A 21445-nucleotide genomic window follows, 5' to 3' on the forward strand; every position below is an offset into this window, starting at 1 on the left:
AAACCTGCTTTTGAGGGCAGGTCCTTAAGGCCTTTCAATTAAGAAGACTATTGATCTAGTTTACTTAGGCAAGGACGCTCAACATTAGTCGGAATATACAGCTCCATCAAAGTTCTCAGGGCCTACACGGATCGTACCGAGCAAGTTGGAACTGATAAATGCAGTGTACGTCAATTGAGGTGTGATAGGCGGGTTGAAGTCATCTGCAGAGAACGTAATAATCTGAGGTGCAAGGACACTCAAGCTAAACGTAGACGTTGCGGAATAGATCACAGGGTCCGTAGCCAAAGTCCCCCTAACAATTGTAATAGTTACACCAACGAGTGCCAAAGGAAGTTGCACAGACACCGTTCCTTTGAATTGTACCCGTGGGTTTGCCCCTGCTCCTGCTGTTTGCAGACCAATCTGACCGAATAATTGTGGTGTATTAATAACCAGGATTGGTATTGCAATAGAGTTAGCCAAACTCGCATTCTGAGATGTTCTTGCATCAAGAAATTGACTCATGAAATCTACCTCCTATGGGTTGGGATAAGGTAGTATATGCGAGATTTGAGATATGGCATGGACATACATCGTGATTCGAAAAAAAGGGCATACTAGAAAGACACCATTTACAAGATACCTTTTACTTCAGAGCTTACATGCAGACAGAAAAAAACCCTTGCTAGGCAAGGGTTTTAAGAGTATGGGCCCTACAGGACTCGAACCTGTGACCAATCGGTTATGAGCCGACCGCTCTAACCAACTGAGCTAAGGGCCCTAGACATAATGTATAACGTGCAGATGATGGCTGTGAATCATCCAAGTGAAATTAAATTGCGGGGGCAGGATTTGAACCTGCGGCCTTCGGGTTATGAGCCCGACGAGCTACCGGGCTGCTCCACCCCGCGTCAGTAAGAAATATTAAAACAGCGACTTAATTAATATACACCATTCTATCCCAATAAGTCAAGGGGTAATGTCAGGGAATAAAACGTACACCGTAACGTCCTTTACGTGATCGATAAACTTCCACTTCCGCTGGTTCATTATGACCGTAAATCCACCCATCCTGCTCCATACGTTTGGCCAGACACCCTGCCTGAAATTTGGTTGCATACAACTTGCTGAAATATACCCAGTGCATACCGCTCGTCCTTTCCGGAGTCGTCATTTATTCCTGCTTTTTGTAGAATACCCCATTTTCATAAAAATAGCCGCCAAAGATTAAAATCTTCAGCGGCTATCCTTAACTTATGATATGACTACTACATCAAATCTCATTGAAACGTAGCTTTAGGATCCTTTTTCAATTTCTCCAGCATCTCGTTTCCTTTAGCTGCCCACTCACCAAGTGCTTCTTTTGGTGTCTTTTTGTTCTCTAGTACCTGGTTGAAATATTCCATACCTTTTTCATTGACTTGCCATAAACCTGGGGATTTTTGATACATTTTATCCAGATTGGTATTTGTTGGCGGAATCGGCTTCAGCGAATAGAATGCTTGAATGTTATAATCCAGGCCGTCTTTGGGCTTAATGAAACTCTTCCGTGATACCATCTCATAGCTGCTGCGTGCTTTAATCTTAGCCCAGTCCTCACTGTTCATGTACTTGATCAGTTCCCACGCATCATCCGGGTTCTGAGCCGCACTATTAATCGCCATGAGGTTGCTCAGGTAGATGCTACCTCCAATTTCAGGAGCTTCCGGGTGAACTGGAGGTGTTACCACATCCCAATCCACTTTCGTAAAGTCTTTCATTTTATCCGCATTTTTATTGGCATCAATTAATTGATTAATATAGCTGTAATCACCAATAACCATGGCTGACTTGCCACTCAGGAATAGGTCACCCTGTACCGGATCATAACGCCCACTCGGATTCTGATCCTGTGGCTCGTCGCCTTTAGGAATAACTTTGTCAATCGCAAGTTTGCTGATGGTGCTCCACACTTTCTCCCATTGAGGAGAATCTACTGTCATCTTCTCTGCTTTGTCATCAAACGTCTTCAGCTGCAACGAGCTGTAGTACTGCTGCATGGAGTAGTACGGCGGACCACCCTGATATGTCGTGAAGGAGAAACCAAATACATGATCTTTACCTTCACCTTTCGTTAGACGGGTACCCAGATTGAAAATATCATCCCAAGTCATATTGTCCGTTGGTGGTTCCACGCCTGCTTTTTCAAACATACCCTTGTTATAGAACAAAGCGGAGGAGGAAAACGTTGGTGTCAATGCATAGATGCTCTGGTCCCCAAGGTCCTTAATTCCCTCCAGCACACTAGGCACAATATCACTGGTATCAAACTTGTCTTCCTGCATCAATGGGTCCAGCTGTTTGACCAGATTCTCCTGAATTAATGATTTGACTGTAGAGGTATCCGCCACGATGACGTCAACCGGATTATCCCCAGTCATAATCTTCTTCAGACTTTCCATCGTATCCGGAGCTTCCTGCTGTTCTTCTGTGTTACCGTACCCATACATGCTGCTCTGATCAACGGCAGCCACAATCTCGATCGTTACATTGGGATGTGTCAGTTCAAAAGCATCGGTAAATTGCTGACGGAAGTAACTGTCATCCTGTCCGCCCCACATCGTAGCCACACGCAATACGCGCTGCTCCGTATCCTTGGCCTCACTTGCCGTACAACCAGCAATCAGCGGCATTGCCAGCGTTGCTGTAGCCATGATGGCTAAAACACGTTTTCCCCACATACTGTTCTTCATATCCCAGTTCCCCCTCTTAATTATCTTGGCGGTGTAATAACAATGCGTTCACCGTCAAATTCCAATGTCGCCCGGTTATCAATGGATAAGGCCTCCAGATACTCTTTTGGCACCTGAAGTCGCCCTGCACGGTCAATAATGACAAATGCTTCGTGAATGTCCGGCATACCCGCCTCGGACAAGCTGTGTTCATCATCCAGATTCGGGTTGCGCTTCACAAACTCGGTACTGGTCAAGCCGTCCCGGATCGCTACGATCCGGTCTACCTTGCCAGCAAGCGTCAAGTCATGGGTAACGATGACAATCGTAACGCCGAGTTCCTTGTTCATTCTTCGGAAAATGCCCATGATTGTATCACATGTCTCGGAATCGACCGAACCGGTAGGTTCATCTGCAAGCAGAATTTTGGGACGATTGGATAATGAGATCGCAATCGCTACCCGTTGCTGCTCTCCTCCTGACAATTGATGCAATTTGTTATGCATCCGATCCTTGAGACCTACCCATTCGAGCAACTGTTTCGCGTAAGCACGATCACGCTTGCCTCCCAGAATCATGGGAGTCTCCACATTTTCCAGTGCAGTGAGATAAGGCAGCAAGTTACGACCGTTATTTTGCCAGATAAAACCTACCGTATGACGTTTGTATTCGACCAATTGAGCATCTGTCATCTTGAGCAAATCCCAGTCTCCCACAACAGCCGTACCAGCCGTAGGACGATCAAGTCCGCCCAGAATATTCAGCAGCGTGGATTTACCGCTACCGCTGTTACCGATGATCGCCATCATTTCACCTTGATTGACAGTCAGGTTGAGACCCTGAAGGGCAACGACTTCCACATCGCTGGATTTAAAAATTTTGACAAGTCCTTCGCATTGGATCACGTTTACCTCTCCTCTCCCATTTTGACTGCCTGGTGAACTCGCAATCTGCGAATCTGCCAGAGCAACATCGTTGCACCAATGACCAGCATCACTACGGTGACCCCATACAGTTGCAACATATCTTGCTGTTCAAACACAATCCGGAACGGAGGTACCTGAGCAGATACATTATCCGTCGTTTGCAGGAATGGCAGGAATAAACGACTGGATACCTGACCAATCCCAATACCTAGCAGGATCGATAGACCTGCTGTGAACACCTGCTCCAGCAGCAGCATGCCGCTTAGTTGTGCCCGGGATAACCCCATGGCCCGTAATACACCAAACTGCACAACACGCCCGGACAGGTTGAAGAACCAGTACAGCACGTATCCGATCAACGAAATAATAACCGATACCAGGAATCCAAGGCTCAGTATCCCGAATACGCCACCTCGAGACGGATGTTTAGCCTGAGATACCAATTCTGTGCGGACGTCACGTACAGATGATAACTCAATGCCTTCTGCTGCAAGTTTCTCCATTAGTGGAGCCACTTTGGCATCCGGTTCCATTTTCAGCCACACCTCATAAGGAATCAAAGGCACCTGATCATAGATATAATCCAGATTCGCCACGAAAAATGGCATCTGATCCGGATACTGCGCTGGCCAGTAAGGTATAATCCCAAACACGACGAATTCAATCGCCTGTCCCTGTACACCCATGGAGACGAGGTCTCCAGTTTTGAGTTTGAACTTGTCAGCAAATTTGGAAGAGATCAATACAGCCCCTTCATATTTACCAAGCAAGTCAAGGTACTTGTAGGGATGTGCCGGGAACAGATCGTTGCGGAACCATGCCACTTGAGCAAAGTCCACATTATCAATTCCGACCAGCATTCCCTGTCCACCCGATTTACCAGAGACGATAATATTGCCTTTGGTCTGTAGCACGCGTGCTGCATGTTCAACCCCGTCTAATCTGCGGAACACTTCAAATGGAGGTTCGGAGTAGATGACTTTGGATGGCTGCGAAGAACCGCCACCACCACCTGGAGCACCTCCACCGCCATTGCCTCCGCCGGAACCACCACCAGCAGAACCTCCTCCTCCATTACCGCCACCTTGTTGACCTCCACCCGTACCGCCGTTCTGTCCGGAACCACCGGGTTTAACCTCAGGTGTTCCTTCCCATACAGTCTGCATAATCACATCAGAACCATAACGGTACAAGGTACGCTCAGTGGAATTTAGATCAATCGTCCGAGCTGCAGCCGAGTTGTACACCCCAAGTCCCAGTGTCAGTACAAGGAGGATCATCAGCGGATAATATGAAGAAGATGAACGCGATAACTGCGTTAATGTCAGATACAACGGGACCGGGAGAAACTTGCGACCGATCAACTGAATAAGCTTTAATATCCACGGGAACAAGCGCAGGAAGAATAGTCCAAGCGCAAAGATCGCGAGTGCGGGTACAAAGAATAGAAACGGCTGTACCTGCAACTGATCGGTTGTCATTCCGGTCTGGAAGGTCAACATCTGACGTTCATAGAACAGGTAGTATCCATATCCAGCCAGACCCAACAACACAACGTCCAGGAACCAGCGCTGCCATACTGGAGCACGGTCTGTTCGTGCTTGCCGCCGTTTGGCAGATACAATGGTTGCCCGTGCATAGGTTATCGCAGGGATAAGTGATGCGATGATCGCTACAAGGACCGCTACTACTCCCAGGAGAATAGCTTCTTTTGAAACACCGATCGGAATAGACTTCCGATCTACGAACGAGAGAAAGCCACTTGCTGAACCAATACTCTTGGCCATAAACCAACCAAGCAACGGCCCAATAACCAGCGCAATAGCGCCCAGGAATATACCTTCAAGCAAGTAGAGAGAGAAGATCTGCCGAGCTGAAGCTCCACGACTGCGCAATACCGCAATATCACTCTCTTGCTTCTGTAATGACTGTCTGGCGTTCATCGCAATAAAATAAAAGACCATCGCAATCATCGGTGCTGCTAAGGTAAACAACATGGTCTGCAGTTGCAGACTCTGACTGCGGAACTGCTTGAGCAGATCACCAAAGGTGATGTCCACTTTTGTATCTTTCAGCCGCTGGTACAGATCGATATCCAGCCTTTCCAGCATGGAAGTCAGACCTGATAACTGGCTGGTTTGAATTTCTTTCAGATCAAAGGCATAATACCAACGTGAATTTTGAAGTGGAATCCCTTTTTCCTTCAGTAAAACATCATTAAAAACCGATTCTTCCACATATAGTCCATTCATCATGCCGTCAAATCCTTGTACCCAGTAAGGACTGTTCGGATCATCTGCCTTGAAGGACCCCGTAATCTTCACACGTAACGTGATATCAAGACCGCTATACACCGGATATTCTAGAATGTCACCGATATGCAGGTCGTTACGGTACATGCCCTCTTCCAACATGACTGCCTCGATCGTGTCATCTTTGACCTGGTTTCCAGGTTTCACCCCGGCAGAGTAATTCACCTGTGCATCCAGCCCACTCATCGTGCCCAGACTCATACTGCGCGCCCTGCTGGCATCCACTTTGGTTGGATCTTCCGGGCTCACTTCTGTGCTGCGAATGGATCTCGAATTCACATACGTATGAAAAGGAAACCCGATGTCGCGAGGGACATCCTCACGAATATAACGATCTACTTCATCCAGACCCCGTGTGTCTGTCTTCACGCCACCAGGTGCCTGATAACTCATAAGCAACGAACCGGCTGGCAACCCTTCACTGTTATCCTGCAGCGTTTGCGCGACGACCCGTTTCAACGCACCATCGGCATACATTGGAATACTGACGGTGAACGCTACCGCCACAATCAATCCGATCAGTGTGCTGAAGGTCATCCAGCGCGTGTTCCACATTTTGCGGAACAGCAGCCGAAGCAATGGCAGCCCCATTAGCGTCCCACTACTTTCTGACCTACGGTCAGACCTTTCAGAATCTCGACATCTGTCGATGTCTGCTGTCCAACTTCAACGTCCACTTCACGCTTGCTGCCATCACTCTCCACCACTTGTACATACGTTCTTGAACCGATGGAGCGTAAAGCGGATACAGGAATCACAATTGCGTTCTCGGTACGCTGCGTTACAATCGAGACCGATAGTGGTGTGCCACGTTCGACGCCTTTTGGCATTTTTGCAAGTGTAACGATGACATACTTATCCAGCGTTTCCTTGGTTGGAGGCGTACCGCCTTCACCCGTCCCTTCGCCACTGCCGCTTCCCGATGCTTCCGCGATAGGCATAACTTTAATTTTGCCAGCGACTTTACCAGCTCCATTAATATCTACTTCTGCCTTCATACCGGCCGAGAACTTCTCCAGATCTTCCTTGGCAAAGGTAGCTGCCACAACCAGATTCGATGTATCCGCAATCGTAGCAATCGGATCATACGCTTTCACGGTTGCACCCTTCTCTACCTGCACTGCAATAACGGTGCCGCCAAACGGAGCGGTCAACGTGGCTTTGCCCAGTTGTTCCTCCAGATCAGCGAGTTCCTGGCGTAGTTCTTCAAACGCAATCGTTGATTCTTCGAACTCTACCGGGTCCATCTCATCCTTCTTGCGGAGTGTTTCCTTCATTTGAACTTCGGATTTGCGAATAGCCAGTTTCTTGCCACGGATCTCCTTTTCTACACTCTCCACATCGAGGACAGCAAGAAGTTGACCCTTTTTCACTTTATCCCCTGGTTTAACATTTAACTCTTTGACATGCATGCCATCAAGCGTGAAGTACACCTTCTCTTCCCGCTGACTCATCATCTTGCCGCTGCCACTTACTTTTTTCTCCAACGTTTCCGTCCGGACTTCATATTCCGGTTTCTTGGAGATCGTTGGTGGTGTAATAGGCGGAAGCACTTCTTCCTCTGTTTCTGACGGCAGCAATGAGCAGCCGGACATCGTTGCAACCATTATCGCACCGAGTACAATAATCGCTGCGCGTTTCCCCCTCTTCGGAGCGGCCCCTTTACTTGATAAATCTGCCGTCCGCCATTTCATAAACATGGTCCGCAACCTCCAAAATTGTAGGATCGTGTGTAGTCATACATATTGTTACTTGTTCTACTTCAATAATATTGCGGAATACGGCCATGACCTGAGCGCCCATCTTGGAATCCAGTTCAGCTGTAGGTTCATCCGCAAGCAACAATCTGGGTCTATGGGCAATCGCCTTGGCTATAGCCACCCGCTGCTGCTCTCCCCCGGACATCTCGAAAGGTCGGTGCTTCACCCGTTTGGATAGTCCAACCAGATCCAGACAGTGACCAACCCTGTCCTTCCACTCCGCTCGCGGAACGTCCGCCATGCGCAGCGACAGTTCTACATTTTCCCAAGCAGATAATAAGGGCATGAGTGCATATGCCTGGAAAATAAAACCGATCTCTTTGCGCCGCAAAGCGGTCCGCCGCCGGTCTCCCCAATCCTGAAGAGGCTGACCAGAGAACAGAATGTCTCCACTTGAAGGCTGATCCAGTCCACCGAGCATATTCAGTAGTGTTGTTTTGCCTGAGCCCGATCGCCCCTTCAGCATGACCAGTTGTTGCGGATTCACTTCCATATCAATGCCTTTGAGCACATGGATAATGCGACTGCCTGTCTGGAAACTGCGATGCACGTTACGCACCTCCAGTACAGGTCCATCATATGGAGGCAGCATATCCTTCTTTGGTTTGATCTTCTTCTGGGGTTCATCAACAGTGATGACAGCAGCTGCAGCCACTTCATCTGAAGCGATTTCACTTTCAGGTAACGGAGGTTTACTCGTCGGGTAATCGTGTTCATTGTTGTATGTATTTTCCCCCGACTCCGTCGATGCCTCCAACGGTGTTTCCCCCTGTTGATGTTCATCGCCTGACTGGCTCTTGGCAGGTCTTTTTCTGAGAAATAAATTCTTCATGCCAGCAATCACGCTCATCCTTTCTTGAAATCCCGTTCATTTCTTCAAAAAACCTAAAATTAGAAATCTGTTCCATCCTACACTGAATTATAAACGACCGATCACAACTAAAAGTTACAAGCTTTTTACAACGGTAGAGAGAAAAAGTTAATATTTTGATGAACAAACAAAAAAAGCACCCCAATGTATGGGATGCCTCTTGCGTATTCGATGGTTTTGCCGCTATGACGGCAATCATTACAATTTTGATACCGTTCATTCATGAACACTTTTTCGAGCTATCAATGATATTATTTACCAAATGAAGAAGGATCTTCACGCCAGGATTTAAGCAACTCAAAGTCACTCTCCTGAATCGTCCCCTGAGCCAAAGCCACATCCATCAGCGCCGTGTAATTGGACAGCGTCTGAAGTGGAATTCCTGCGTCTTCGAATGCTTTAACACCTTTATCCAGCTGGTAGCTGAAGATGGCAAGTACGGCGAGCGGTGTTGCACCTGCTACGCGTACAGCTTCGGCTGCTTTGATCGAGCTTCCACCTGTAGAGATCAGATCTTCGATGACAACCACTTTCTGACCTTCAGTAATCAGACCTTCGATCAGGTTCTCTTTGCCGTGTCCTTTCGCTTTATCGCGAATGTAAGCCATCGGCAAATTCAGCTTCTGAGCAACCCATGCGGCATGCGGAATACCTGCGGTTGCTGTACCTGCGATGACTTCTGCATCCGGGTACTGGTTACGAATGATTGTTGCAAAAGCTTCAGCGATATCGTTGCGAATCTCGGGGTAGGACATCGTTAAGCGGTTATCACAGTATATTGGTGATTTGATGCCGGATGTCCATGTAAATGGCTGTTGCGGACGCAACGCCACGGCTTTAATTTTCAACAGTTGGGAAGCAATATGATTCGGAATCTCATTCAGTTCGATCATGCGTTCAACATCTCCTTCAAAATGGTTTCTGCCGCTTCACGCGGATTGGGAGCGCCTGTAATGGGTCTGCCTACAACAATGTAATGACTGCCTCTGGCGATGGCTTCACCTGGCGTCAAGACGCGTGTCTGATCTCCCAGACCACTACCCGCTGGACGAATTCCTGGAGTAACGGTGTGAAAAGCACTGCCACACGCTGCCCGAATTGCGGGCACTTCCAGTGGAGAAGCAACAACTCCATCCAGTCCGGCCTCTTGGGCTAGTCCTGCATAACGGACCACAGCAGCTTCCACACTTCCCGGGATGCCAATCTCGTTATTCATCGTTTCCAGACTTGTACTCGTGAGTTGAGTGACTGCAATGATCTCGGGCTTGCTAAGGGAAGGATCGGCAGCGATTGCTGCCTCAGCACCTTCACGTGCAGCACGCATCATGAGGGCTCCACCTGCTGCATGCACATTAAACATGTCTACACCCAGACGTGTGATACTCTCAGCTCCGCCACGAACGGTGTTGGGAATGTCATGCATTTTCACATCCAGAAAAACGGAGTAGCCTTTGGATTTCAGCTCCCGAATAAAGTCAGGTCCTGCTGCGTAGAACAGCTGCATACCCACCTTGAGATAACAGGGAATGCCCTCAAGAGCTTGTACCAATTCTTGAGCTTCTTCCGCTCCAGGATAATCCAGTGCCACCATCAGACGGCCAGCCATTTCATTGAAACTCGCTTGATTCATCACCAGCGCTCCCCTCCACTTGCTCATTTTTTCCGTTTTTGCCCGATATAAAGGACATCCCGCCAGCCCGCAGGCTGACTGATGTCCTTCATCAGAGAGTTATTTATTTTACAAAGACAGGCATTGCTTCCGAAGAGAAGTTGATCGTTTGCAGCATGATCAGCAGCGCACGAATCGTATCCAATGAAGTCATACATACAATGCCGTTTTCTACCGCTTCACGACGGATACGGAATCCATCACGCTGCGGTGTTTTGCCTTTGGTGAGTGTGTTGAAGACAAAGTTTGCTTCGCCGCTACGGATCATATCCAGAATGTTCGGCGAACCTTCACTTAATTTGTTCACAGTCGTTACCGGAATGTTCGCTGCTTCAAGCGCAGCTGCTGTTCCGCCGGTAGCCATGATTTTGTAACCCAGTCTGTAGAAACCTTCGAGCAAAGGAACCGCTTCGTCTTTGTCTTTGTCTGCTACAGTTACTACGATCGCTCCGGTTGCCGGAATTTTCATTCCTGCACCGATGAGACCTTTGAACAACGCTTTAGCGTAATTCGGGTCACGGCCCATAACCTCACCTGTAGACTTCATCTCAGGTCCGAGGGTTGGTTCTACACGACGCAGCTTCGCGAAGGAGAAGACAGGAACTTTAACAGATACATGATCCGATTCAGGCCACAGCCCGTCAACATAACCAAGATCTTTTAGTTTCACACCCAGAATGGCTTGTGTTGCCAAGTTCGCCATCGGAATGTTGGTTACTTTGCTCAGGAATGGTACGGTACGGGATGAACGCGGGTTCACCTCGATAATGTACACTTGGCCATCATGGATAACAAACTGGATGTTGACCAGACCTACCGTTTTCAGTTCTTTCGCAATTTTGATCGTAATCTCTACAATTTTCTCTTTCAAATCCTGGGACAGATGTTGAGGAGGATATACCGCGATGGAGTCACCAGAGTGAACCCCTGCACGCTCGATATGTTCCATGATTCCCGGAATCAATACCGTTTCACCATCACAGATGGCGTCAACCTCAACTTCTTTACCCATCATGTAACGGTCGATCAGGACCGGATGCTCTGGATTGATTTTAACCGCCTGTTCCATATATGTCAGCAATTCAGCATCGGAGTATACAATCTCCATCGCACGACCGCCGAGTACATAAGAAGGACGAACCAAGACAGGGTAGCCCAGACTTTGAGCTGTTTCTACCGCATCATCAACGGAAATGACTGTTTTACCTTTTGGCTGTGCAATCTCCAGACGGGAGAGCAGACGTTCGAACTTCTTACGGTCCTCCGCCTCATCGATGCTTTCCAGATCCGTTCCGAGAATGGTTACACCTGCATTACGCAATGGTGCTGCCAGGTTGATGGCTGTTTGACCACCGAACTGTACGATAACCCCTACTGGTTTCTCCTGTTCAATCACGTTCATGACATCTTCGAAGAAGAGCGGTTCAAAGTACAGGCGATCCGATGTATTAAAGTCCGTAGACACCGTCTCCGGGTTATTGTTGATAATGACTGCTTCATATCCTGCTTTTTGCAATGCCCATACTGCGTGTACAGTAGAGTAGTCGAACTCGATCCCTTGACCGATCCGGATTGGTCCTGAACCCAGCACCACAACTTTTTTCTTGTCTGAAGGGATAACTTCATTCTCTGTCTCGTAAGTTGAGTAGTAATATGGCGTTGTGGCTTCAAACTCAGCCGCACATGTATCTACCATTTTGTACACTGGGCGCAGGTTCTCTGCTTCCCGACGAGTTCTAACTTCCGCTTCAGTTGTTAATGTGCCTCCTGGTTGACCTTGCGCACGCAGTTCAGCAATGGCACGGTCTGTGAATCCAAGGCGTTTCGCTTGATACAGAATGTCGGAAGACAATTCGGATTCTTCGCGAATGCGATCTTCGAATGCGATCAGACCTTCGATTTTGTCCAGGAACCACCAGTCAATCTTGGTCAGATCCTGTAGCTGTTGCAACGTATAACCTCTGCGGAACGCTTCGGCAATCAGGAAGATACGCTCATCATCTGCTTTGATCAGACGCTCGTTCAGGGTAGCTTCGTCCAGCGTTTCGGCATCCTTCAGGTAGAGGCGATGTACGCCAATTTCCAAGGAACGAACTGCTTTGTGAATCGACTCTTCAAATGTCCGGCCAATAGCCATTACTTCGCCTGTTGCTTTCATCTGAGTTCCCAGTTTACGGTTCGCCGAGATGAACTTGTCGAACGGCCAGCGTGGGATTTTGCTCACGATGTAATCCAGTGTAGGCTCAAAGCAAGCATACGTTTGGCCTGTTACCGGGTTCACGATTTCATCCAACGTGTAACCCATCGCAATTTTGGCTGCCATTTTTGCAATCGGATAACCCGTTGCTTTGGAAGCCAGAGCTGATGAACGGCTTACCCGTGGATTTACTTCGATAACATAGTATTGGAAGCTGTGTGGGTCCAGTGCAAACTGTACGTTACATCCACCCTCAATGTTAAGGGCACGGATGATTTTCAGGGAAGCTGAACGCAGCATTTGATATTCACGGTCCGACAGAGTTTGGCTTGGTGCTACGACGATACTATCGCCTGTATGAACACCTACCGGGTCAAAGTTTTCCATGTTGCAGACAACGATACAGTTATCGTTTTTGTCTCGCATAACCTCATACTCGACTTCTTTCATGCCTGCAATGCTCTTCTCGACCAGACATTGCCCAATCGGGCTGTAACGAATTCCCGCTGCCACCGTCTCGCGCAGCTCTTCTTCGTTCGCACAGATTCCGCCGCCTGTTCCGCCCAGTGTATAGGCTGGACGCACGATGATTGGATAACCAATCTCATTCGCAAATTCAAGTGACTCTTCAAGTGTCGTTACGATGACACTCTCTGGTACAGGTTGTTCCAATTCACGCATCAGGTCACGGAACAGATCACGATCTTCCGCTTTCTCGATGGATGTCAGCTGTGTTCCGAGCAATTTCACATTTTCACGTTCCAGCACGCCAGCACGAGCCAGCTCTACAGCCATGTTCAGACCTGTTTGACCACCAAGTGTTGGCAACAATCCATCTGGACGCTCTTGACGAATGATTTGGGTTACAAAATCCAGTGTGATAGGCTCGATGTATACTTTGTCAGCCATGTTTGTATCCGTCATAATGGTCGCCGGGTTGCTGTTGATAAGTACAACTTCCACGCCTTCTTCTTTCAGAGCCTGGCAAGCTTGTGTACCGGCATAGTCGAACTCGGCCGCTTGACCGATGACGATTGGACCGGAACCAATCACCAGGATTTTTTTGAGATCTTTGTTAATCGGCATGTTATTGTGCTCCTTTCACTGCGGCTGCCAATACGGCTTGACGCGGCTTTTGCGGGTTAGTGATCTTGTGCTCGCGAATCATCTCAATGAAGCGGTCGAACAGATAGCTGTTGTCGTACGGACCCGGGGCTGCTTCAGGGTGATATTGAACCGAGAATGCCGGGAATGATTTATGTTTCAGACCTTCAATGGTCTTATCGTTATTGTTGATATGTGTAACTTCCAGATCTGTACTCTTTACAGACTCTTCGTTTACGGTAAATCCATGGTTCTGGGATGTGATGAAGCAACGTCCGCTCTCCAGTTCTTTCACCGGGTGGTTTCCTCCGCGATGTCCAAACTTAAGTTTTTCGGTGTCTGCTCCTGCTGCAAGTGCAAACAACTGGTGACCCAGGCAGATACCGAAGATCGGGTATTCGCCAAGCAGTTCACTGATCATGTTAACTGCGTGAGGTACGTCTTTCGGGTCCCCAGGGCCGTTGGACAGTTGAATGCCGTCCGGGTTCAGGCGACGAATCTCGTCTGCTGTTACATCGTGTGGAACAACAACAACGTCACAGTTACGTTTGCTGAGTTCGCGCAAGATCCCTGTTTTTGCACCGTAATCCACAAGCACAATACGCTCAGCCGTTCCCGGGCTGTTGTAGACATGCTCTGTAGAAGTCATTGGCACCTGGTTACGTAGCTCGGCAATAGTAGTGTCTCCCATCATCTCCAGCAGTTCTTCCACAGGCTTCGATCCTGTTGTGAGAATTCCCTTCATTGTGCCGTGGTGACGAATCCGACGAGTCAACATGCGTGTATCAATTTCGCTGATTCCTACGATGCCGTATTCCTTGAGCAGATTGTCTACGCTATATTCCGCACGCCAGTTGCTTGGCGTTGGCTCATGACGACGCACAACGAAACCGTGCACGTATGGACGAATCGACTCAAAGTCATCACGCGTAATGCCGTAGTTTCCGATCAGCGGATACGTCATGGTTACGATTTGACCGCAATAGGAAGGATCCGAAAGCACCTCTTGATAGCCTGTAATTCCCGTATTAAAAACGACCTCACCTGTAGTTTCACCTTCAGCACCAAATGCTTTCCCGGTGAACAGTGTGCCGTCTTCCAACAATAATCTTGCCTGTGCCTGCATCCCATTTCACTCCTCTGTGTTTATCAACGTTGAATGCATTGGGGTTGAACTTTCTGGAAACTTCGTGCGGCTCCGCTGACAGAAAACCCTTTGATCGCTGTTATCCCCGGATTACTTTTTATCATTTTTCAAATGATGTAATCCGGTGATAAAGGCGAACGCTTTGCTTCTTCGGGTCTTTTCTGTCCGCTCCGCAGTTACGTTGGTGTCCAAGTTCAAAATCATGACATTCAACTTTGCTTGTTTCGTATGTTAGACTCTCGGCATGATTTGCCTCGAGTTAGTTGAAAAGATGTTACTTTTGTACAAATTGTAGATTAAGTTTTAGAGTTAGAGCTAGATTTAAAAAGATTTGTTGTTTTAAAAAAGTTAAGAGTTACTGTTGCGGATTTAAAGAGTTAAAGATATAGCGTTACTAATTTATCAATTTACTAAATTACCGTTTTACTGTTGTACCGTGTTATTCCACACGCTTTTGCCATCCACCCAAGTTTGTACGGCCCAGCCTTTCAGCTTCCAGCCTGTGAATGGTGTGTTTCTTCCTTTGGTTGCAAACGTTGCAGGATCAACCGCTTTTTCCTCGTTCAGGTCAATCATCGTGATATCGGCTGGTGCTCCCTCTTCCAGTTTGCCTGTATCCAGTCGGAATACACGTGCCGGATCAGCTGTCATGCGTTTCACCAGGAAGTCCAAGCTCCACAGTCCTGTTTCTACAAACTTCGTGTACAGCAGCGGGAAGGCTGTTTCGAATCCAACGATTCCGAATGGTGCCAGCTCCATGCCTTTGGCTTTCTCTTCTTCACTGTGTGGCGCATGATCAGTTACGATCATATCCAGCGTGCCGTCCAGCAAACCTTCGATACAAGCCTGCACATCGCGTGGTGAGCGTAGCGGCGGGTTCATTTTCCAGTTGGCATCCATGCCCGGGATGTCTTCATCCGACAACACCAGATGGTGTGGGCATACCTCAGCAGTTACTTTAATGCCGATGGACTTCGCTAGACGAATCAAGCGAACCGATTGCTCTGTACTTACGTGACAGACATGGTAGTGAACTCCTGTTGCTTCTGCGAGCAGGATATCACGGCCAACGTGGATGGCTTCGGATTCATTTGGAATCCCTTTGATGCCGTGGCGCTTCGAAAACTCACCTTCCGTCACATATCCACCAACAACCAGTGAGTCATCTTCACAGTGAGCGATCACGGGCATATCCATGCTTGCTGCGAGGCTCATGGCATCTTTCATCATTTGAGCGTTTTGTACGCCTACACCGTCATCTGTGAATCCAATAGCGCCTGCTTCTTTTAATGCGGCAAAATCGGTAAGTTCACGACCCAGTTCATTTTTTGTAATGGCTGCATAAGGCAACACTTTAACCAGATCAGCTTCTTTGGCTTTATCCAGTACCAGCTTCACAACTTCAGCTGTATCTGTAACTGGTCTCGTGTTCGGCATGCAAGCGATTGTTGTAAAACCACCTTGTGCTGCTGAACGGGCACCTGTCTCGATCGTCTCTTTGTGCTCGAATCCAGGTTCACGCAGATGCACGTGCATATCGATCAATCCCGGAATGACCAGTTTGCCTGATGCGTCTGTCACACTTTGCGCTGACTTTTCGGCATCCAGAACGGCTTGGTCTTCCAGACCAGCGATCTTTTTAATTTTACCTTCATCTATAATGATGGTTTTCCGTTCAAGTTCCCCTTGTTGGTTCAAGACGTTTGCGTTTTTTATAATCTGTAGCATAATTGCCCTCCGCTTCGGTTCTGTCCGGCTTACCAGGCAAGCCGGTTGATTTTCTTTATCGTGTACTCTCTTATTGCTCTATAAGAACTACCGTACCGTCAGCCTATGACCTACAGCCAGACCCTGTTACAGTTTCATCGCACGTTCCATAACCGCCATGCGGATTGGAACGCCGTTTGCCATCTGCGGGAAGATCCGCGATGCTTCACTTTCCACAACCGCGTCATCTACCTCGACGTTGCGATTCACTGGAGCAGGGTGCATGATAATGGTGCTTGGTTTTAGGCGTGATGCCCGTTCTTCCGTCAATCCGTAGTGTTCGCGATAATCCTCAGCTGAAGTAATTAAGCCATGTTGATGACGTTCCAGTTGAACACGAAGCATCATGACTACATCTGCATCCAGCGCTTCTTCAAGACCGACATAAGAAGCATGCTCTGCGAGTTCCGGTGCCTGCATCGTTTGCGGTGCACAGAAGTGTACATCTGCACCAAACTTTTGCAGTGCCCACAGGTTGGAACGAGCTACACGGCTATGCAGAATGTCACCTATGATGGAGACACGCAAGCCCTTCAGTTCGCCAAATGCTTTCCTCATCGTGTAGAGGTCCAGCAGTGCTTGTGTAGGATGCTCATTGTTGCCGTCTCCGGCGTTTACGAGTGGTACATTCACTTTCTGAGCCAGTTGTTGCAGAACGCCTGCCGGTTTCAACCGGATCACGCCTGCATCAATGCCCATCGACTCAAGTGTTCGTACCGTATCGTAGATGGACTCTCCTTTTTCCACACTGGATGCGGCTGCCGTAAAGTTCAGCACTTGTGCGCCCAGGCGTTTCTCTGCCATTTCGAAGGAGAAGCGGGTACGTGTGCTGTTCTCGAAGAACATGTTCGCAACAAAGCGTGATTCCAGTACAGGAACCAGTTTCTCTTTCTGTGCTTCCCAGTGAGCCGCTCTGTTCAGAATGGACTCGATTTCTCCTCGACTAAGTTCCTTCAGTCCAAGCAAGCTTCGGTCTCTCAATGCTGTCTGTGTAATCATTATGCTTGCTCCCCCCGGTTCTGAGTGATTTTGACTTCATCCTGTCCGTCCGTTTCCATGAGTGCAACTTCGATCTCCTCTGATTTGGAAGTCGGCACATTCTTGCCGATAAAATCAGGTCGAATTGGAAGTTCCCGGTGTCCGCGGTCTGCGAGTACAGCCAGCTGAATGTTCTGCGGTCTTCCACAGTCCATCAGGGCATCCATCGCTGCGCGAATCGTCCGTCCGGTATAGAGCACATCATCGAACAAAATCACCTTTTTGTTATGGATCGAAAGTGATTCAGGTGTCATAATCAACATTTCCTTGCGATTCGCTTTATTTTCGTCCAAGCGGTCATCGCGGTAAGGAGTCACATCCAGCTCTCCCCAGGGGACTTTGGCGCCCTCGATTTCTTCAATCTTGGCGGCAATCCGTTCTGCAAGGTAAACCCCGCGTGTACGGATACCGACCAACACACAATCGTCGATTCCTTTGTTTTTCTCCAATATCTCATGGGCAATCCGTGTTAATGCGCGGCGGATCGCCGTCTCATCCATAATGACATGTGTCTCTGTGCTCATGCGTTCAGCCTCCTCAGGATTTCCCTTCAGCATCATGGCCCCGTGACGAGGAGAAAAAAAAAGACTCCTTGCCGTGTTTATTGGCAAGGAGTCTCCGAACTTCAGACCGCTCTGAAGAAAGTTTACTCTCGGGGATGCATCGCTTCATTTGCCGCAGCAAAAAAACGATGTATCGTTCACGTTACCTTGCCAGTCTCACGGGACTGATTTAAAGGTGCTATTCATGTCGTTCATATTGCAGGACCTCACAGGGTTCTGTAATCAATATGTCCGTTTGTCTTCATGAATTATGACAGAAAGACAACCCCCTGTCAACACCTCACCATCGCAGGTGAAAACCCTCTGCTACGTTCTTCTTAGAATCAGCAGTTAGGCTGAAAAACATCCATGCACAATACATCTCATTGGTTATTCATAATTATACAACATTTCTGCATATTTATCCATAGGCAAATGAGAAATTTGATATAACCAAAATAAACCTCGTACTGTACTCAAAAGAGATAAAACACTTCTTTTTAGAACAGACAGTGAGTTTCATTTTACGCAATATATGAAGGCTCTGAATTAGTACCAAGTGAAATGGGTACAGTTTATAAACATGAACCCATTATTAGATACTGCAATAATGCCGATATACATACGATTCACAAATATGAGTCATAGAAATAAGTTAATCCCTACATTTATGTACATTTAGGAGGAAGTCATGCGTCACATATGGCACGTTTACAAAACAGACTGGTTGCATATTCTGAAGGTTCCCACAGGTATATTTTTAATTGTGGCTATTATTCTACTTCCCGGGGTGTATGACTGGGTCAACGTGAAGTCCGTCTGGGACCCATACAGTAATACCCAGGGGATCAAAATTGCAGTGACAAGCGAGGACGCTGGTGCGACTGTTGAAGGAACTCATGTTAATATTGGAGACGAACTGGTAACCAGCCTCAAAAATAACAAAAAGCTGGGCTGGACTTTTGTAGATCGAGCTGAGGCTAGTCGGGGGGTACATACAGGAGAATATTATGCCAGCCTGCTCATTCCCGGAGACTTTTCGTCCAAAATTACAGGTATCGTTGACGGAAAGCTGGAACGTCCAGAGGTAATCTATACCGTTAATGAAAAGGTGAATGCCATTGCTCCTAAAATCACAGGCTCTGGTGTATCTGCTATAACAACACAAATCAATGAAAATTTCACTGAAGCCGTCAGTGAGGCCGTTCTAACCAAATTGAATGAAGCCGGGGTTGAGATTAATTCCCAGCTTCCAACATTACGCAAAATGGAGAATGGCATTTTTACGTTGGAGAAAAATCTTCCGGCTATTCAAGCCGCAGGTCAAAAGGTTCTGGAAGTAGAAAAAGCCATGCCCGAGATTGTAAAAAATGCTCAAAAGATCGTTGAAATCGAGAAAAAACTGCCTGAAATCAATCAAGCAGCACATTATGTGCTCAAGGTGCAGGAGTATTGGCCACAAATTAATGATGCGGCTTCCGAAGTGCTGGCTATTCAAGGGCGGATACCGGATATACAAAAAGCGGTAGAACGCATTCGAGAAGTGGATGAAAACTTTGGTGAGGTATCAGATGTCATCCAAACGGCGCTGGATAAAAAGAACAAAGCTCTGTCTATCGTAACGGCAGCAGAGCAAGATTTGGACAAAGTATCACAAATCGCCGGCAACGGGATTGAGCTTGCAGAGGGATTAGATCAGTTTGTGGATTCCAGTGAAGAAGCGTTTCAGACTATTGGCCCGACGATCCGCCAAAATCTACTGCTGGTGCAGCAGATTACTAACGCTGCAGGAGACGTATTTGCACAATTGCAAAATTCGGATCTTAATAACCTTCCTACAGTAGAAGATCTCGACCGGATTGCTTCACGTTTAGGGATTGGGGTAAAACTCGTGGACAGTATGGCAGAACTACTGGGCAATATCAATAACTTGCTCCCAGACCAACCACTTGCCAATAAAATTACACAACTGAACTCCATTTCAGATAAACTTCAGTTGCAGATCCGCTTGGCTGGTATCATCAGTGATGCCATGCGTCGTAATACAACTCCACCAACAGACGTCATCGCTCAGTTAAATACTCTCTCGAAGGACATCAGCAGCGGGAGTGGCAATATCTTAAACACCTATGAAAGTGAAATATCGCCTGCACTTGCAGCTGGTGCGGATAAGCTCAGGTCTACCCTCTCCACTTCAGCAGAAACTCTGCAAAGAGCAAAAGATCGTATTCCGGATATTGCGGACATTCTTGCATCAGCCAAAGAAGGAATTACGTTTGGGCAGGCCGAGTTGACAAAAATCCAGAGCGAACTGCCTCAAATACAATCTAAGATCCATGAGATATCAGAAACACTCGCGAACAAAAGTGAAGGTTTTATCCAAGCTCTGAACACAGTGTCTTCATTAATTCGAAACGATCTGCCCAAGCTGGGAAACAAACTGAACGAAGCGGCTGATTTTGTTCGTAATGATCTGCCTACTGCCGAGAAACAGATAGGCAAGGCATCCGATTTTGTCCAGAACCAGCTTCCGGAGGTCGAAAAAGGAGTACATCGTATTGCCACGCTTGTACGTGATGATCTGCCAGCATTGGAAAGTGCCATCAGCAAGGCTGCTGACAAACTTCGGGAGGTCGAAGGTAATAACCAGTTTGCGGAGCTCGCCAAACTTTTGCGCGGCGATATTGAAGAAGAGAGTGCTTTCCTTGCAAGTCCGGTGCAAATTAAGGAAAAACAGCTTTACCCAATTCCGAATTATGGATCGGCCATGTCACCATTTTATGGCGTGCTGTCTCTGTGGGTTGGCTCAACACTGTTGATTTCTCTGCTTCGTGCCGAAGCTGAAAATCCAGAGGGCAAGTTCCGGGGATATGAGTTATATCTTGGACGTCTCGCTACTTTTCTGACCATTGGGTTACTTCAGGCGATATGTGTCACCCTGGGAGATATCTTAATCCTGGGTACCTATGTTGCAGATAAACTGTGGTTTGTCCTGTTTGCCATGCTGGTGAGTGCCGTATTTGTCACCATAACGTACACCCTGCTGTCCGTATTTGGAAATATCGGAAAAGGGATCGCCATCATCTTTATGGTGTTCCAGTTCTCCAGCTCTGGCGGTACGTTCCCAATCAGCATGACATCACCCTTTTTCCAAGCATTGAATCCGTTCATGCCCTTCACGTATGCGATCAGTCTGCTGCGTGAGTCGGTCGGCGGCATATTGTGGTCTACTGCCATCAAGGATATTCTGTGGTTGTGTATGTTCATCGCGCTGAGTCTCATTGTTGCTCTCGCTTTGAAACGTCCACTCAGCAGTCTCACCAAACGTTCAGCCGAGAATGCCAAGAAGACCAAAATTATTGCTTAACTCATTTGCTCAACACTAAATAAGAAAAGGCCATTGGACTTTCCATCCAATG

General features: G+C 47.7%; 15 protein-coding genes and 2 tRNA genes. 1 reads left to right on the forward strand and 16 read right to left on the reverse strand.

What is annotated here, in order from left to right; translation table 11 throughout:
- Positions 1-84: 84 nt before the first annotated feature.
- The 16 genes from V6668_RS20860 to pyrR all read right to left on the reverse strand — a co-directional run bounded on the left by V6668_RS20860 (position 85) and on the right by pyrR (position 18008).
- Positions 85-507 carry a hypothetical protein gene (locus tag V6668_RS20860; protein WP_036614795.1) on the reverse strand — a complete coding sequence of 141 codons (423 nt, stop codon included), beginning with the start codon at positions 505-507 and terminating at the stop codon, positions 85-87.
- 182 nt (positions 508-689) lie between these two features.
- Positions 690-763, reverse strand: a tRNA-Ile gene (locus V6668_RS20865).
- A gap of 56 nt (positions 764-819) precedes the next feature.
- Positions 820-893 (reverse strand) — tRNA-Met (locus tag V6668_RS20870).
- Positions 894-964: 71 nt separating this feature from the next.
- Positions 965-1156 carry a hypothetical protein gene (locus V6668_RS20875; protein WP_047843730.1) on the reverse strand — a complete coding sequence of 64 codons (192 nt, stop codon included), beginning with the start codon at positions 1154-1156 and terminating at the stop codon, positions 965-967.
- 106 nt (positions 1157-1262) lie between these two features.
- A complete protein-coding gene (locus tag V6668_RS20880; RefSeq protein ID WP_338706571.1) occupies positions 1263-2714 on the reverse strand; it encodes an ABC transporter substrate-binding protein in 1452 nt (483 codons plus the stop codon).
- Between the two features lie 20 nt (positions 2715-2734).
- A complete protein-coding gene (locus V6668_RS20885; protein WP_145323112.1) occupies positions 2735-3598 on the reverse strand; it encodes an ABC transporter ATP-binding protein in 864 nt (287 codons plus the stop codon).
- A 2-nt stretch (positions 3599-3600) separates the two neighbouring features.
- Entirely contained in the window at positions 3601-6522 is a 2922-nt protein-coding gene (locus V6668_RS20890; protein ID WP_338706572.1) for an ABC transporter permease, read from the reverse strand.
- Positions 6522-7631 (reverse strand): efflux RND transporter periplasmic adaptor subunit, encoded by a 1110-nt coding sequence (locus V6668_RS20895; RefSeq protein WP_036614803.1) that lies wholly within the window; start codon positions 7629-7631, stop codon positions 6522-6524. Before V6668_RS20895 ends, V6668_RS20890 begins: the two co-directional genes overlap by 1 nt.
- Positions 7594-8523 (reverse strand): ABC transporter ATP-binding protein, encoded by a 930-nt coding sequence (locus V6668_RS20900; RefSeq protein ID WP_338706573.1) that lies wholly within the window; start codon positions 8521-8523, stop codon positions 7594-7596. Before V6668_RS20900 ends, V6668_RS20895 begins: the two co-directional genes overlap by 38 nt.
- Before the next feature lie 290 nt (positions 8524-8813).
- Positions 8814-9455, reverse strand: coding sequence for an orotate phosphoribosyltransferase (gene pyrE, locus V6668_RS20905; RefSeq protein WP_036674850.1), 642 nt, complete (start codon positions 9453-9455; stop codon positions 8814-8816).
- Positions 9452-10192, reverse strand: a complete 741-nt coding sequence (pyrF, locus tag V6668_RS20910; RefSeq protein ID WP_338708980.1) for an orotidine-5'-phosphate decarboxylase — start codon at positions 10190-10192, stop codon at positions 9452-9454. Before pyrF ends, pyrE begins: the two co-directional genes overlap by 4 nt.
- A gap of 103 nt (positions 10193-10295) precedes the next feature.
- Positions 10296-13514 carry a carbamoyl-phosphate synthase large subunit gene (gene carB, locus V6668_RS20915; protein WP_047843734.1) on the reverse strand — a complete coding sequence of 1073 codons (3219 nt, stop codon included), beginning with the start codon at positions 13512-13514 and terminating at the stop codon, positions 10296-10298.
- Between the two features lies 1 nt (position 13515).
- Positions 13516-14658, reverse strand: coding sequence for a glutamine-hydrolyzing carbamoyl-phosphate synthase small subunit (gene carA / locus V6668_RS20920; protein WP_047843735.1), 1143 nt, complete (start codon positions 14656-14658; stop codon positions 13516-13518).
- A 444-nt stretch (positions 14659-15102) separates the two neighbouring features.
- The gene (locus tag V6668_RS20925; RefSeq protein WP_036614813.1) at positions 15103-16407 is read right to left on the reverse strand and encodes a dihydroorotase; all 1305 of its coding nucleotides are present in this window, start codon (positions 16405-16407) and stop codon (positions 15103-15105) included.
- 126 nt (positions 16408-16533) lie between these two features.
- Entirely contained in the window at positions 16534-17445 is a 912-nt protein-coding gene (locus V6668_RS20930; RefSeq protein WP_405141682.1) for an aspartate carbamoyltransferase catalytic subunit, read from the reverse strand.
- Positions 17445-18008: a bifunctional pyr operon transcriptional regulator/uracil phosphoribosyltransferase PyrR gene (pyrR, locus tag V6668_RS20935; protein WP_017687330.1), complete on the reverse strand. Its 564-nt coding sequence runs from the start codon at positions 18006-18008 to the stop codon at positions 17445-17447. Before pyrR ends, V6668_RS20930 begins: the two co-directional genes overlap by 1 nt.
- A 709-nt stretch (positions 18009-18717) precedes the next feature.
- On the opposite strand from pyrR, the gene V6668_RS20940 reads away from it, so the two are divergent.
- Positions 18718-21393 carry a YhgE/Pip domain-containing protein gene (locus tag V6668_RS20940; protein ID WP_338706574.1) on the forward strand — a complete coding sequence of 892 codons (2676 nt, stop codon included), beginning with the start codon at positions 18718-18720 and terminating at the stop codon, positions 21391-21393.
- Positions 21394-21445 lie beyond the last annotated feature (52 nt).

Source organism: Paenibacillus amylolyticus (assembly GCF_036894225.1).
Lineage (GTDB): Bacteria > Bacillota > Bacilli > Paenibacillales > Paenibacillaceae > Paenibacillus > Paenibacillus amylolyticus.

Coding starts and splice junctions, on each gene's coding strand:
- V6668_RS20860 (WP_036614795.1), bottom strand. CDS start 507: ATGAGTCAATTTCTTGATGCAAGAACATCTCAGAATGCGAGTTTGGCT.
- V6668_RS20875 (WP_047843730.1), bottom strand. CDS start 1,156: ATGACGACTCCGGAAAGGACGAGCGGTATGCACTGGGTATATTTCAGC.
- V6668_RS20880 (WP_338706571.1), bottom strand. CDS start 2,714: ATGAAGAACAGTATGTGGGGAAAACGTGTTTTAGCCATCATGGCTACA.
- V6668_RS20890 (WP_338706572.1), bottom strand. CDS start 6,522: ATGGGGCTGCCATTGCTTCGGCTGCTGTTCCGCAAAATGTGGAACACG.
- V6668_RS20895 (WP_036614803.1), bottom strand. CDS start 7,631: ATGTTTATGAAATGGCGGACGGCAGATTTATCAAGTAAAGGGGCCGCT.
- V6668_RS20900 (WP_338706573.1), bottom strand. CDS start 8,523: ATGAAGAATTTATTTCTCAGAAAAAGACCTGCCAAGAGCCAGTCAGGC.
- pyrE (WP_036674850.1), bottom strand. CDS start 9,455: ATGATCGAACTGAATGAGATTCCGAATCATATTGCTTCCCAACTGTTG.
- pyrF (WP_338708980.1), bottom strand. CDS start 10,192: ATGAATCAAGCGAGTTTCAATGAAATGGCTGGCCGTCTGATGGTGGCA.
- carB (WP_047843734.1), bottom strand. CDS start 13,514: ATGCCGATTAACAAAGATCTCAAAAAAATCCTGGTGATTGGTTCCGGT.
- carA (WP_047843735.1), bottom strand. CDS start 14,658: ATGCAGGCACAGGCAAGATTATTGTTGGAAGACGGCACACTGTTCACC.
- V6668_RS20925 (WP_036614813.1), bottom strand. CDS start 16,407: ATGCTACAGATTATAAAAAACGCAAACGTCTTGAACCAACAAGGGGAA.
- V6668_RS20930 (WP_405141682.1), bottom strand. CDS start 17,445: ATGATTACACAGACAGCATTGAGAGACCGAAGCTTGCTTGGACTGAAG.
- pyrR (WP_017687330.1), bottom strand. CDS start 18,008: ATGAGCACAGAGACACATGTCATTATGGATGAGACGGCGATCCGCCGC.
- V6668_RS20940 (WP_338706574.1), top strand. CDS start 18,718: ATGCGTCACATATGGCACGTTTACAAAACAGACTGGTTGCATATTCTG.